Here is a 13,657-nt window from a genome sequence, read left to right as displayed (position 1 = left end):
GAGCGCCCTAACGAGATGGAACCAGACCGGAAACGACAACGGCGGCGCGAAGGCCAGAGCAGGGCTGTCAGGGGTGGTCGCAGACCCAGCAGCCCTGCGGAGAAAAATCCGTATGGCTGGCTTCAGATCTTCCCTCTGGACGGAACTCTGCCTGGTTCCGACAGCAGCCGTTTGGACTGCTCAACCTGATCACCTTAAGAAACACCCATGGTGTTTGCAAGGCAAACGCAGCAGCTCGTCGTGGCCGATGCACACGCCCCACCCTCCACGGCAGTGATCTACTGGCAGGTCTGGGTGGAAGCCGGCCGGGAAGGCCGCATCTTCACCTATGCCAATCCCCAGCATCTTGAGATCGCCGCCGGCGATCTGGTGCGGGTGCCACTGCGTGGACGGCCCCATGTGGGACTGGTGGTGGAGGCGCTCCAGGCCCTTCCGCCCGATCTGCAGGCGGCGCGGCTGCTGGCGATCACCGCCGTGCATCAGCGCGCCGCCGTGGATCCCCTCTGGCAGGAGTTGTTACAGGAGGTGGCCCATCAATGCCACACCACGGTGTTCAAAACGCTCAAATCAGCGCTGCCGTCGGGCTGGCTTGGCCAGTGGCGCCCATCCCAGCCGGCCGGGCCGCGCCCGCTCCAGTGGGTGAGCGCGACGGCGGACGCGGCAGCGGCCAGTCCTCGTCAGCAGCAGTTGCTGGAGGCCCTGCACCAGTGCGGGGGCGGGGCCTGGCTGCGCGATGTCTGCGGCGGATGGGGCTTCAGCCGTTCGGTGGTGGAGGGGCTGCGCCGTGGGGGCGGGGTGTGCATCACAGCCCGTCTGCCGGGCCCGGAGACGGCTGCTCGTGCCCATGGCCTGCCGGGCGGCGACCGCAGCACGCCACGGTCGCTCACCACAGCCCAGCAGCAGGCACTGGAGGCGATCCTGGCCTCGCCGCCGGGCAGTGAGCTGCTGCTCTGGGGCGTGACCGGCTCGGGCAAAACCGAGGTGTATCTCCAGGCCGCCGCCGCCGCGCTGACGGCCGGTGAAAGCGTGCTGCTGCTCACCCCTGAGATCGGCCTGATCCCCCAGCTGCTGGATCGCTGCCATGCCCGTTTCGGCGGCGACGTTCTCGAATACCACAGCGGCGTCAGCGACGCCGGGCGGGTCCAGGTGTGGCGCCGCTGCCTGGCGGCCCGGCAAGGCGAGCCGTTACTGGTGGTGGGCACCCGCTCCGCCGTGTTCCTGCCGCTGCAGCCGCTCGGTCTGATCGTGCTGGACGAGGAACACGACACCTCGTACAAACAGGATGCTCCCATGCCCTGTTACCACTGCCGCGACGTGGCGCGGATCCGCTGCCGGAACAGCGGCCGCCTGCTGCTGGGCAGCGCCACCCCCTCCCTGGAAACCTGGCTGGCCTGCCAACCGTCCAGCCTTGGCCACGGCGACGTCGGCAGGCGCCCAGCCACCACCCTGCTGCGGCTGCCTGAGCGCATCGGCGGCGCCCAGACCCCGTCGGTGAGCGTGGTGGACATGCGGCTGGAGCTGGCCGATGGCCACCGGCGCCTGATCAGCCGGGCCCTGATGGAGCGGCTGGAGCAGGTGCAGGAGCGTGGCGAGCAGGCGGTGGTGCTGGTGCCGCGGCGGGGCTACAGCAGCTTCCTCAGCTGCCGCAGCTGCGGTGAAGTGGTGCAGTGCCCCCACTGCGATGTGGCACTCACCGTGCACCGCCAGCGTGAGGGCCGTGCCTGGCTGCGCTGCCACTGGTGTGACCACCGCCAGGAGATCACCGAGCGCTGCGGCCACTGCGGTTCCACCGCCTTCAAACCCTTCGGCGCCGGCACCCAGCGAGTGATCGAGCAGCTGGAGAAGGAGCTCGAAGGGCTGCGGGTGCTCCGCTTCGACCGCGACACCACCCGCGGCCGTGACGGCCACCGGCGTCTGCTGGCTGCCTTCGCCGCCGGAGACGCTGACGTGCTGGTGGGCACCCAGATGCTGGCGAAGGGCATGGACCTGCCCCGGGTGACGCTGGCGGCGGTGCTGGCGGCTGATGGTCTGCTGCACCGGCCCGATCTGCGCGCCGCGGAACAGTGCCTGCAGCTGCTGCTGCAGCTCGCCGGCCGGGCCGGTCGGGGCGAACGGCCGGGATCCGTGCTGGTGCAGACCTACAGCCCTGACCATCCGGTGATCTGTCACCTGATCGATGGCCACTACGAGCGCTTCCTCGACGAGGAGCTGCGGCTCCGCCGTCAGGCCCGGTTGGTGCCCTTCAGCCGTGCCTGTCTGCTGCGCTTCGCCGGTGACTCCGCCAGCGCCACCGCCACCACCGCCGCCGCACTGGCGGAGCGGGTGCGCCCGGCGGTGGAGGCGGCAGGCTGGGAGCTGATCGGGCCGGCACCAGCACCGGTGGCGCGGGTGGCCGGTCGGCACCGCTGGCAACTGCTGCTGCACGGGCCGGCCGGCACCCCGTTGCCCCTGGCCGAGGAGCAGGCGCTGCGCCAGGGCCTCGACGGCCGGGTGACGCTCAGCATCGATCCCGATCCGATGGAGCTCTGAGCGGCAGAGCCTCTCGGGGCAGGCAAACCGGTCCCAGTCACTCTGCGACAGAGCCTCTGCACCGGCGCACCTGGAAAGGCGGCGTTGATCAGGCCCCGTCGGCGTCCTGGGGAACGGGCAGCTCGGGCCAGCCGAACCCCGATGACCAGCGCAACCGCTGCAGGGCGAGGGCGGCACAGAGCAGCAGCAGGATCACCATCCCACCCAGACCCAGCCTGCTCCAGCGCCAGGTGAGCAGCTCGAGCCGATTGGCGGCGCCGGTGGCAAGGGGCCAGCGCACACCGATTCCTTCGCGAGCGGCCGGCCGGGGGGCGGCCTGCCGCACGGCGCCGAGAGAAACCGGACGGAGCACCATCTGGAGATCGAGGCCCGGAACGGCGTCAAGGGGCTGAAGATCGAGCTCCAGCCACAGGTGCTGGCGCACCCCCAGCAGCCAGTTCCGCTCGCTCAGTTCGAGGCGGGGCGGGGGCAGCTCCACACCGATCCGTTCAGCGGCCAGGGTCGTGGTGCGTGCCAGCAGGGCCTGAATCTCCACCGCCGGCAGGGAGGGGCTGCGCAGCTCCTGGCGGGGGCCGTCTCCCTTGAGGCTCAGGCGGGCACCTGGATCGGCCTCCGCCACGGCCGTGGCGAAGCGTTGCTGCCAGGGGAGCTGGCGGCCTGTGTCGCTGCTCCAGACCTGGGTGAGCTGCAGCCGCCCCGGGCCCGGAAACTGCAGCTCCGTGTCCACCCGCAGGCATCCGCTCAGCAGGGTGAGCACCAGCAGCAGCACCAGGGCGACCACGGCGAAACCAAGGGGCTGGCGCGTGGGGCCCACCGGTGGCGGCGGCGGCTCAGGCGGCCCATCGCGGCGCGGCATCCAGCGGCTGGCTGACTTCAGCCGGCCTTCCAGGGGTTCGGCCCCACCCAGGCTCGGCAGGGTGAGGGACCAATTGGCCGGACGCTGCAGCGCCGGGGCATCGAGAATCATCTGCAGATCCCTGGCCTGCAGGCGCAGTTCAGGATCGGTGCTGGCGTGCAGGCTGCGGCAGCAGGCCTGAGCAGCGGCGGTGTCACCCTGGCCCATCCAGGCGGTGACCATCAACAGCCGCAGCTGACCGCCGAACGGGGAACTGGGTGGGTGCTGGTCGGCCAGGGGTTGAAGCAATCGCAGACACTGGCCGTAGTCGCCCCGCTCGAGAGCGCGGCGCGCGCTGAGCAAGGACTCATCCTCCATGGCCAGGCAAGCCGGAGCGGCGGACGGGCGAGGCGGCAACGGTATCGGGCTGGCAGCGACCGACCACCATCGTGCCGATGCCGGCATCGGTGAACACCTCCAGCAGCAGGGCATGGGGGACGCGACCATCAACGATGTGAGCTGCCCCCACCCCCTGTGCCAGGGCGCGGATGCAGCATTCGGTCTTGGGGGTCATGCCACCGGCCACCACGCCGCTGGCAATCAGCTCGCGGGCCTGGGCCAGGGTCAGATGGCGCAACAGCGAGCTGGGATCGTCGCGGTCGGTGAGGATGCCGGGGGTGTCGGTGAGCAGGATCAGCTTTTCGGCCTGCAGGGCAGCGGCCAACTCACCCGCCACCGTGTCGGCGTTGATGTTGTGGGCCTGGCCTTCGGCATTGGCGGCCACACTGGAAATCACCGGGATGTAGCCCGCGTCAAGCAGGGGAGCGAGCACGGCGGGGTTCACGGCGGCCACATCCCCCACCAGTCCGTGGGAGCCACCGCCCCAGGCGCGGGCCTCCACCAGCCTCCCGTCACTGCCGGAGAGCCCCACGGCCCTGCCGCCCAGGCGGTTGAGGCCATTGACGATCTGCTTGTTCACACGGCCCACCAGGACCATCTCCACCACATCCATGGTGTCGGCATCGGTGACGCGCAGGCCGTCACGGAACGTGGGCTTGATCGCCAGCCGGGTCAACCACTCGTTGATTTCCGGGCCGCCGCCGTGCACCACCACCGGCCGCACCCCCACACAGGCGAGCAGGGCCAGATCGCGGAACACCGCCTCCTGCAGCGACTTGTGGGCCATGGCCGCACCGCCGTACTTGACGACCACTCGGCGGCCGGCGAAGCGCTGGATGTAGGGAAGGGCCTCGCTGAGGACGGAGACCCGCAGGCTGTCCTCGGCGCTGATCAAGGGGTCCTGGCTCAATGGACTGCGGGGTGATGGTGGGTGGAGAGACTGAGGTGAGCGGGCCGGGATCGACGGCGCTGGCGGGTACCGGGCTGGACTGGAGTGGACGGGTCCGTGGCCGGGATGGGCTGGTACCGAGCTGTGCCCGGGCGGTGGAACGCCACGGGTTCAGAGCCGTCGGAGGCCCTGGGGAGGTGCGGAGATCAGGGCACAGGCTCGGGGCTGACAGCCGCCGTGGGGAGCAGCGCCAGCTCCAGGAGCGAGGCATCGAGCGGCCGCAACTCGGCCGTGAGGCCCGGGCCGAAGAAACGACCAAGGCGCTCCTGACGTGCCTGCCAACGCTCCAGGCTCACGCCATTGAGACGGAAGCGCAGGATCAGGCCATAAGCACCGCCCTGCTCCAGCTCAGCCACGCTCACCAGCTCGGGCGGGCTGTCCTCGTCCCAGAGTTTGAGGGCTTCGAGGGAGGATTCCAGGTGGGCTTTCTGGCCGTAGCGCCAACGGGTCACGTCCTTGAGCACTTTTCGCAGCGGCTCGCTGGCCGTCTCCTCCCGCAGACGTTGATAGGTGGCCGGGGGGGTGAGCCGTTCGGCAGGCGGCAACTCCGAGGATTTCAGCGCCAGGCCACCCAACAACACAGGGATGCCATAGAAGACACCGGCCAGGCTGATGTTCGGGCTATCGGTGACGTACGCGATCGAACCGATCACGGTGAGCACCGCTCCGAGAATCGTGAGCAGGCTGCCGGGGGAGGTGAGGGCTTGCATGGACCCATCCTCCAGCAAAGCCGTGCAGGATGGAGAGGCAACGCCAGCGATCCGCCTCCATGTCCCTGTCGCCGCCTGCCGACGGCCTCGAACCTGCGGTAGCCGCCAACGTTGATGCCGGCCGGGCGGCAGCCTCAGCCAACCCCACTGGAGCCGCACAGACACCGAGCAACCGGGTGCTGCTCGATCAGCTCACCGAAGACCGGCTCTGGCTGCTGCGTCAGATCGATGCGGGCCGCTGGAGTGAGCTGCGCCTCGATCTGGCAGCCCTGGAGCGCGAACTGGGCCAGATGCTCGACCAGGCCAGCGAGAAGCTGCAGACCGACTGAAACGTCCGGTGGTGGGAGTGGCGACGTCCGTTTGGCCGCCAACCCCCTCATCCGAGCGCATCCGGCCCATTCGTTCAGCAGGGCACGCCCGCTTGCTTCAGTCACGCGCGCAGGTTGGTTCACGCATGCCCTGTCTCCTGATCAGAACGGGATGTCGTCTTCCTCCTGGGTGTCAGGCACGAGAGGAGCGGAATTCCAGGTGGGTGTGGCCGGGGCGGGAGCGGCAGGTGGCGGGTTCTGCCGCACCGGCTGGCGCACAGGAGCGGCGGCCCGTGAGGCCCCCATCGGCGCAGGAGCTGGCGCCGGCGCCCTGGATGGGTCGGCGCTTCCACCAGCACCGACCACAGCTCCGCCGAGGGGATGGAGCCGGGAGAGGGTGAACTCGGCCCGCTTCTCCTTGGTGCCATCCGGGCGGTTCACAGTGTTCATGCGCAGGCGCCCTTCCAGCACCAAGCGCTGGCCCACCTGAACGCGGTTCTGCAGGTCCTGCGCCAGATTGCCGAAGCCCACCACCTTCACCTGGCCGGGCGGGTCATCCGGGCGCAGCCCGTCGATCTGCACGGCCATCTCCGCCACCGGCGTCTGGTTGTCCTGGGTGTAGCGCACCTGGGGCGCCTCCAGCACCACCCCCTCCAGCAAGCAGTGATTCATCTCTCCGTCCGCACCGGCGGGCCACATCCTGATGCACGGCCGTGAAATGCACCAGCGGGCGCCTGTGGCTGATCAGCGGCACCGGTGAAGGTCCCTGGCTCGCGGCGGCACTGCTGGCGAACGGCTGGGAGCTGACCGTCTCCGTGGTGAGCCAAACGGCGGGGCGCGCTTACTCCCCCCACCCCCGGCTGCAGCTGGAGGTGGGTGCGATGCAGGGCAGCGCCGGCATCCAGCGGCACCTGGAGGCGGCGCGGCTTCAGCGGCGCCCCTACCAATGGGTGATCGACGCCAGCCATCCCTTTGCGGTGCAGATCAGCGCTCAGCTGGCGACGACCTGCCAGCCGCTGGGGCAACCGCTGCTGCGGCTGCTGCGGCCGCTGGAGCCGCACCTCGCCCCGCGGCAGACCCTGTTGAGCGATCTGCAGGCCCTGGGGAAGGAAGATCTGCGCGGCCAACGGCTGCTGCTGGCGATCGGTGCTCGCCATCTGGCCACCGCCGCTGCCCATGCCAACGGGGTGGAGCTCTTCGCACGGGTGCTGCCCACACCGGCGAGCCTGCAGCAGGCGCGGGCAGCGGGGCTGCCGGATGCCCACCTGGCCTGCCTGCGGCCGGCCGGCGGCCCACTGGGGGGGGCGGCCCTTGGCATCGAGCAGGCGCTGCTGCGGCAGTGGCAGATCAGCGCGGTGCTCTGCCGGCAGTCGGGCGGGCGCACGGAGCGCGGCTGGCAACAGCTCTGTGCCGCCAGGGATCTGCAGCTGCTGTTGCTGGCGCGCCCCGCCGAACCCCCAGGGGTGGAAGGCTTGCCGCTGACAGAGCTGCTGGAGAAGCTGGGCCAGCCCGCCCGCTGGCTCTAGCTATGCCACCGCCTTCCAACGACCCTGCCACGGCGCTCACACTGGTGCTCACCACCGAGGCGGACGCCGCCCATGCTGAGCGGCTGGCGCAGGCCCTGCTGGAGGAGCGGCTGGCGGTCTGCGTCAGCCTGCTGCCGATCACCTCGCTCTATCACTGGCAAGGAAGGATGGAGCGCAGCACGGAAGTGCAGCTGCTGATCAAAACCAGCGCCACCCAGCTGGAGGCGTTGAGGCGGCGCCTGCACGCATTGCACAGCTACGACACGCCGGAGTGGATCCACTGGCCGGCCCAGACTGAAGGCGCCTATGGCCTGTGGCTGCAGGATGAGCTGGCCGGCTCAGCCCAGATGCAGCCGCACCAGATCCTGCAGGGAAGCCTGGGGTCGGGGTCCCAGCTGGGTGACCACCAGGCCGGCGCAGAGTGAACCCAATCGACCGCAGTCCTCAAGGCTCTGGCCCTGGGTGTAGCCGTGCAGGAAGCCGGCCGCGTAGAGGTCGCCGGCGCCGGTGGTGTCCACCAGGGGGCCCAGCTGATATGCCGCAATCGTGTGACTGGTCCCTCCGGCCAGCACCAGCGATCCCTTTTCGCTGCGGGTGAGCGCGGCCACCTTGCAGCAACCACGCACCCGGTCCACCGCCTCCTCAAAGCTGTCGGTGGCATAGAGGGAGCAGATCTCCAGCTCGTTGGCGAAGAGCAGATCCACGTGGCCATCCACCAGTTCGAGGAAGCTGGCGCGGTGGCGCTCCACACAGAAACCGTCGGAGAGGCTGAGGGCCACCTCACCACCATGGGCGCGCACCACCTCGGCAGCGGCGATGAAGGCCCGCTTGGCCGGCTCGGAATCCCAGAGATAGCCCTCCAGGTAGAGCACCTTCGCCTGCCCCACCAGCTCCAGGTCGAGGTCGGCGGGATCGAGCGTCACCGAGGCGCCCAGATAGGTGCACATCGTGCGCTGGGCGTCGGGGGTAACCAGGATCAGACAGCGGGCCGTGGAGGGACCGGACGTGGTGGGGGGCGTCTGGAAGTGAGCTCCCACAGAACGAATGTCGTGGGCGAAGATCCCGCCCAGCTGATCGTTGCGGACACGACCGATGAAACCGGCGCGGCCGCCCAGCTGGGCGATGCCCGCCAAGGTGTTGGCTGCGGATCCGCCTGAGGTTTCAAAGCCAGGGCCAGAGGCGGCGTAGAGGCGATCGGCCTGGGCTTCATCCACCAGCGCCATGGTGCCTTTGGTGAGGCCATGGGCAGCAATGAAGGCATCGTCCGCCTGCACCAGCACATCCACGATGGCGTTGCCGATGCCGACGACATCAAATTGTCTGGGCATCACGCGCTCAACAGGGCCCGCTTGGGACCGTGGATCGGATCCTCCACGACGATCGTCTGGTCACGTTGAGCCCCGAGGGACACGATGGCGATCGGCACCTCCATCAGCTCGGCGAGGAAGCGGAGATAAGCCATTGCCGTGTCCGGCAGCTCCTCAAGCTGGCGGCAGTCGGCAGTGGAGCTCTGCCAGCCGGGCAGCGTTTCGAAGATCGGCTGACAGCGGGCGAAATCCTCGGCACTGCTGGGGAAGTGGTCGATGCGCTCGCCGTTGAGCTCATAGGCCACGCACACCTGGATCTCGTCGAGCTCATCGAGCACATCAAGCTTGGTGATCGCCAGGCAATCGAGGCCGTTCACCTGAACGGCATAGCGGCCGATCACGCCATCGAACCAGCCGCAACGGCGCCGCCGGCCGGTGGTGGTGCCGAATTCATGGCCGCGATCGCAGAGGTGATCGTTGAGGCTGCCTTCGAGCTCGGTGGGGAAAGGCCCTTCGCCCACGCGGGTGGTGTAGGCCTTGGCCACACCGATCACACGGTCGATCAGCGTGGGGCCCACCCCTGCGCCGATGCAGGCGCCACCGGACACCGGATTGGACGAGGTGACGTAGGGGTAGGTGCCGTGATCAAGGTCGAGCAGGGTGCCTTGGGCCCCTTCGAACAGGATGTTCTTGCGGGCACGGGCGGCCTCGTGGATCGTGCGGGTGCAGTCGACCACGTGGGGCGCCAGCCGCTGGCCATAGGCGGCGTACTCAAGGATCACCTCCTCGGGATCGAGCGGCGGCAGGTCGTAGATGCGCTCCAGGATCAGGTTCTTTTCGGCCAGGGGAGCCAACAGGCGATCCCGCAACCGGTCCACGTCGAGCAGGTCGAGCACCCGGATGCCGTTGCGCTCCGATTTGTCGGCATAGGTGGGGCCGATGCCCCGACCGGTGGTGCCGATGCGGCGATCACCGCGGCGCTGCTCCATCGCCTGATCCAGCAGGCGGTGGTAAGGCATGGTCACGTGGGCCGTGGAGGCGAGCTTCAGGCCGGAGATGTCGATGCCGAACGTGGCGAGCATGTCGAGCTCACCGAGCATGACCTTCGGGTCGACCACCGTGCCGGAGCCGATCAGGCACGTGGTGTCGGGATAAAGAATGCCGGAAGGAATGAGGTGCAGTTTGAGCACCTTGTCGTCGACGACGATCGTGTGACCGGCGTTCACACCCCCCTGATACCGCACCACCACATCGGCGGAGCGGCTGAGCAGATCGGTGATCTTTCCCTTGCCTTCGTCACCCCATTGAGCACCGATGACGACGACATTGGCCAAGAAGGAAACAGCGGCCCGAAGCCGCTTCTAAGCACAAACAGAGAGCCTCTCAGATCAGCTGCCCCTTCGTAAACCCCCCAGCGGCATCCGTGATCCCGCCGGGGGTGGTCCGGGCTTCAGGCGCCGCGCACGGCGTTGGTTTCAGCCTTCTTGAGCTCCTTCTCGAGGCGGGCGCGCAACGCGTCGGGCAGCGGGCGGTTGGCGTAGTTGGTGTAGTGGCCCGCCAGCGAATTGACGGCCGTCTGCATGGTGGTGAAGGAGGGCAGGCCGTTCACGTTCGCCCGGGGGCGGTAAAGCGCCATGTAGTCGGAGATCAGGGCGCGGGCGTCGGTCTCGGCAGCGCTGCGGGCGGGGTCGTCCTGCTCCAGGGCGATGGTGCTCAGCAGGCTCTGGGCCACGGTCACGGTGTCGTCCACGTAGACGCCGCTGAGGTTGCCGGTGGCACTGCCACAGGCCGTGAGCGTGAGGGAGAGGCAAAGCGCGACCATCAGGGCCGACGCCATCAGCCGGCGGCCGAGACGTTGAACGGCGAGCAACAAGGGCCGGAAGGCGCCTTGGCCTGCTTCGAAACGCCAGGGGTGCGCGGCCATCGGTGCTCCTGATTGAATCGGGAAACTCTATAAGCCGTGCCAGCGAGTTCCCCCCGCACTCAGGCCCCCAGCGCTCAGCAGGAGGGGGCCCCCCTGCCCAGCCGGCCCGCTTCCACCACCGCGATCAGCTGGGCGGGCAGATCAGCGGCGGCCAGCTCCTGCCGCTCGCCGCTGCGGCGCTCCACCAGCTCCACCTGGCCCTGGGCGGCCCCGCGCCCCACCACAACCCGCCAGGGAATGCCGATCAGGTCGGCGTCCTTGAACTTCACACCCGCGCGCTCAGGGCGGTCATCGAGCAACACCTCGATCCCGCCGGCCTCCAGGGCTGCATCGAGTCGCTCGGCCAGTTCCACCTGCACAGGCTCCTGCATGTTCGCCACCACCACGATCACTTCGTAGGGCGCGATCGGTAGCGGCCAGCAAATGCCGTTGGCGTCGTGGTGCTGCTCCACCGCCGCCTGGGCCAGCCGTGACACGCCGATGCCGTAGCAACCCATCCACAGCGGCTCCTCCACTCCGGCCTCATTGGTGAAGCAGGCATCCAGGGCAGTGGAGTACTTGCGGCCCAGCTGGAAGATGTGCCCCACCTCGATGCCACGGCTGGCTTCCAGACGGTGCTCGGGGTCGTGCAGACAACGGTCACCCGGCTGGGCGGCGCGCAGATCCGCAGTGTCGGGCGTGGGCATGGCCTCGCCCCAGCAGGCTCCCACCAGGTGATGGTCGAGGCTGTTGGCACCGCAGACAAAAGCGCCGAGATCGGCGGCCGACGGATCGGCCAGCCGCAGGAAGCGCTGCTGCCAGCTCGCAGCCCCTTGCAGCAGCGCATCAGGCAGGTGGGGGCCCAGGAACCCCAGCGGCCAGGGCTCAAGCCCTTCCGCCAGAACTTGCTCAGGCGTGATCGGCTCGAGGCTCAGCAAGGCGCCTGAATCGGCGCAGCGGGCGGAAACCGCGTTGGAGAGCTTCACAGGATTGAGAGTCTGATCGCCGCGCAGGCTCACCAGCACGGGCAGGGGCCCACCGCTGGCGAAGCGGGCGAGCAGCACCAGCACCTTCACGGTTTGGGAAGGATCAAACCCATGGGCACTGCAGAGCGCCTCGATCGAGCGCTGAGCGGGGGTGGCCAGCAGGGTGGGGGGTGCCGTCGTTGCCAGTGGCACCGCCGGCTCCACCCGGGAGCAGGCGCGCTCCTGGTTGGCGGCGTAACGGCCATCGGGGCTGGCGAGGATCAGATCTTCGCCGGCATCGGCGGTGACCATGAACTCCTGGCTGGCGGAACCACCGATGGCACCGCTGTCGGCCTCCACCGCCACGGCACGCAAGCCGCAACGCTCGAAGATGCGTCGGTAGGCCTGGTCCATCACGCCGTAAGCCGCTTTGAGATCCTGCTCATCGGCGTGGAAGGAATAAGCGTCCTTCATGATGAATTCCCTGCCACGCATCAGCCCGAAACGGGGCCTGATCTCATCGCGGAATTTCGTCTGAATCTGATACAGACATACCGGCAACTGTCGGTAGGAACGCAACAGATCCGCCGCCAGAGCCGTGATCACTTCCTCGTGGGTGGGGCCCAGGCCAAGCGAACGGTCCTGGCGGTCGAGCAGGTGGAACATGATGCCCTCCCCAGCGGTGTAGCCCTGCCAGCGGCCGCTGCGCTCCCAGAGTTCGCTGGGCTGCAGCTGGGGGAGAAGGGTTTCCAGCGCCCCAGTGGCGTTCATCTCTTCTCGCACGATGGCCGACACCTTCTGCAGCACACGCCACAGCAAGGGCAGGTAGGCGTAGATCCCGGAGCCGATGCGGCGGATGTAACCAGCACGCAGCAGCAGCCGATGGGAGGGAATCTCCGCCTCCGCAGGATCGTCGCGAAGCGTCACCAGCATCAGGCGGGAGACACGCATCGAGCGAACCGGAGCAGGGGCTGGACGCTATCACCGAGCCCCTCGGCAGGGGCGAGCGGCAAGAACGACGGCGAAAGGCTCGGCGGGAACCCAAACGCCGCGGCGATTTCTGCTACATTCATTTTTGAGTCCCAGTAGTCCAAGGTTTGTCTCATGTCCACACATCCGAAGGGCGCTTTCGGGGGTGGGGTGGCCGGCCCTGGCCCTGGTTCCCCTGCGGTACCCCCACACGCTCAAGACTCCACGCCCCCCGGCGCCCCGTCCTTCAGTGCCGACGCACCCCCGGAAGGCCTGATCACCATCGATGAGGTGCAGCGGGCTCTGAACCGCTCGCGCGCCTCGGTGTATCGCTACACCAACACCGAACCGCGCAATCTCAATCCTCCCTTCAACCCACGGCGTCTCAACCCCGAATACCGCACCGATCAGAAGGAAGCGCTGCTGTTTCACCCCAACGAAGTGGCCAGGTTCGCCCGTGACGTGCTTCGCATCAAGGAAGTCACAGTGGAAGTTCTCAACGCCCCTTCCACCATCACCCAGCAATTGCTGGGATCCATCCTTGACGAACTGCAGGGGATCCGGCGCCTACTTCAGGGCATGGAACGTGCTCCCACCGACCTGAACAGCAAACGGGAGCACATTGAGCAGTCACGGCCGGCAGCCTGATCGCTGACTCCTGACAGGCGTTCCACACGACGCACGGCAAGCAAAACGAAAAGATGGCATAATCGAGCCAAGATCCATGCCCAAATGGTGGATGAACTCCACCATTTTTGCAGCAGACGTTACAGACCTGCCCCAGCAGCGCTGTTCCCGCTCTGGATCTGCCACCCGAGCCCCACGGCGTTTCGGCCTTTCGTGCCGCAATCCTGAGCTCGGGGGGTGTCCCTCAATCCCCGTCCATGGACTCCGCCCAGTCTCGATTTCCAGCCGAAGACCTCCCTTCCACGCTCACTGAATCCGACGCCGACCCTGGCGAGGACCCATTCAGTACGGAATCCCTCCTGTTTTCCAGCTCGGCCGTTGCGGGCGGCTTGATCGGCCTGATGGCCGTGTTCATTCCGTTGATCTCGGTGATGGGATCCCGGCCTGCCGTCCTGCCCCGCCTGAGCCGTCTGCCAAGCGCACCAGCGCCCCTGCACCACAACCAGGCCCAGCCGCCTTCCTCGGGCATCGGTCCATTGAGCCTGCCCCGAAAGGTTCTGCGCTGAACAGCCCCTCGCTGAGCTTGCTCACGTCCTGAACGTCCCCACAGGCAGAGCCAACTCCAGTGGC

At 68.2% G+C, this 13,657-nt stretch carries 14 protein-coding genes; 6 read left to right on the top strand and 8 right to left on the bottom strand.

Annotated elements, in window-relative coordinates; genetic code table 11:
• Positions 1-240: 240 nt before the first annotated feature.
• Positions 241-2,529: a replication restart helicase PriA gene (priA, locus tag ACWJI3_RS13210; RefSeq protein ID WP_480203906.1), complete on the top strand. Its 2,289-nt coding sequence runs from the start codon at positions 241-243 to the stop codon at positions 2,527-2,529.
• An 88-nt stretch (positions 2,530-2,617) separates the two neighbouring features.
• Here priA and ACWJI3_RS13205 read toward each other — a convergent pair whose 3' ends face one another.
• From ACWJI3_RS13205 to ACWJI3_RS13195, 3 genes are all read right to left on the bottom strand, one after another.
• Positions 2,618-3,742 (bottom strand): DUF3153 domain-containing protein, encoded by a 1,125-nt coding sequence (locus tag ACWJI3_RS13205; RefSeq protein WP_480203905.1) that lies wholly within the window; start codon positions 3,740-3,742, stop codon positions 2,618-2,620.
• Entirely contained in the window at positions 3,732-4,673 is a 942-nt protein-coding gene (gene argB / locus ACWJI3_RS13200) for an acetylglutamate kinase (protein WP_255100795.1), read from the bottom strand. Before argB ends, ACWJI3_RS13205 begins: the two co-directional genes overlap by 11 nt.
• A gap of 185 nt (positions 4,674-4,858) precedes the next feature.
• Positions 4,859-5,422, bottom strand: a complete 564-nt coding sequence (locus ACWJI3_RS13195; protein ID WP_480203904.1) for a DUF2854 domain-containing protein — start codon at positions 5,420-5,422, stop codon at positions 4,859-4,861.
• A gap of 59 nt (positions 5,423-5,481) precedes the next feature.
• Between ACWJI3_RS13195 and ACWJI3_RS13190 the strand changes: the two genes are divergently transcribed.
• The gene (locus ACWJI3_RS13190; protein WP_480203903.1) at positions 5,482-5,751 is read left to right on the top strand and encodes a hypothetical protein; all 270 of its coding nucleotides are present in this window, start codon (positions 5,482-5,484) and stop codon (positions 5,749-5,751) included.
• Between the two features lie 141 nt (positions 5,752-5,892).
• Here ACWJI3_RS13190 and ACWJI3_RS13185 read toward each other — a convergent pair whose 3' ends face one another.
• Complete coding sequence (locus tag ACWJI3_RS13185) at positions 5,893-6,402, bottom strand: single-stranded DNA-binding protein (protein WP_255100793.1); 510 nt, start codon at positions 6,400-6,402, stop codon at positions 5,893-5,895.
• A gap of 41 nt (positions 6,403-6,443) precedes the next feature.
• On the opposite strand from ACWJI3_RS13185, the gene ACWJI3_RS13180 reads away from it, so the two are divergent.
• Positions 6,444-7,256, top strand: coding sequence for a precorrin-6A/cobalt-precorrin-6A reductase (locus tag ACWJI3_RS13180; RefSeq protein WP_480203902.1), 813 nt, complete (start codon positions 6,444-6,446; stop codon positions 7,254-7,256).
• A 2-nt stretch (positions 7,257-7,258) separates the two neighbouring features.
• The gene (cutA, locus tag ACWJI3_RS13175; RefSeq protein ID WP_480203901.1) at positions 7,259-7,681 is read left to right on the top strand and encodes a divalent-cation tolerance protein CutA; all 423 of its coding nucleotides are present in this window, start codon (positions 7,259-7,261) and stop codon (positions 7,679-7,681) included.
• Here cutA and ACWJI3_RS13170 read toward each other — a convergent pair.
• From ACWJI3_RS13170 to ACWJI3_RS13155, 4 genes are all read right to left on the bottom strand, one after another.
• Positions 7,595-8,584 (bottom strand): adenosine kinase, encoded by a 990-nt coding sequence (locus tag ACWJI3_RS13170; protein ID WP_480203900.1) that lies wholly within the window; start codon positions 8,582-8,584, stop codon positions 7,595-7,597. The two genes, cutA and ACWJI3_RS13170, sit on opposite strands and share 87 nt — an antisense overlap.
• Positions 8,584-9,897: an adenylosuccinate synthase gene (locus ACWJI3_RS13165; RefSeq protein WP_094512949.1), complete on the bottom strand. Its 1,314-nt coding sequence runs from the start codon at positions 9,895-9,897 to the stop codon at positions 8,584-8,586. The genes ACWJI3_RS13170 and ACWJI3_RS13165 overlap by 1 nt, the downstream gene beginning before the upstream one ends.
• Positions 9,898-10,013: 116 nt before the next feature.
• Positions 10,014-10,487: a photosystem II protein Psb27 gene (gene psb27, locus ACWJI3_RS13160; RefSeq protein ID WP_255139831.1), complete on the bottom strand. Its 474-nt coding sequence runs from the start codon at positions 10,485-10,487 to the stop codon at positions 10,014-10,016.
• Between the two features lie 74 nt (positions 10,488-10,561).
• Entirely contained in the window at positions 10,562-12,382 is a 1,821-nt protein-coding gene (locus tag ACWJI3_RS13155) for a proline--tRNA ligase (RefSeq protein WP_480203899.1), read from the bottom strand.
• A 153-nt stretch (positions 12,383-12,535) separates the two neighbouring features.
• Between ACWJI3_RS13155 and ACWJI3_RS13150 the strand changes: the two genes are divergently transcribed.
• Both ACWJI3_RS13150 and ACWJI3_RS13145 read left to right on the top strand, forming a co-directional pair.
• Positions 12,536-13,048 (top strand): hypothetical protein, encoded by a 513-nt coding sequence (locus ACWJI3_RS13150; RefSeq protein WP_233132998.1) that lies wholly within the window; start codon positions 12,536-12,538, stop codon positions 13,046-13,048.
• 236 nt (positions 13,049-13,284) lie between these two features.
• Positions 13,285-13,593 (top strand): hypothetical protein, encoded by a 309-nt coding sequence (locus tag ACWJI3_RS13145; protein ID WP_480203898.1) that lies wholly within the window; start codon positions 13,285-13,287, stop codon positions 13,591-13,593.
• Positions 13,594-13,657: the final 64 nt, after the last annotated feature.

The organism is Marcopretia estuarina LEGE 06307, from assembly GCF_056633115.1.
This window is presented reverse-complemented; position numbering and strand designations above follow the sequence as displayed.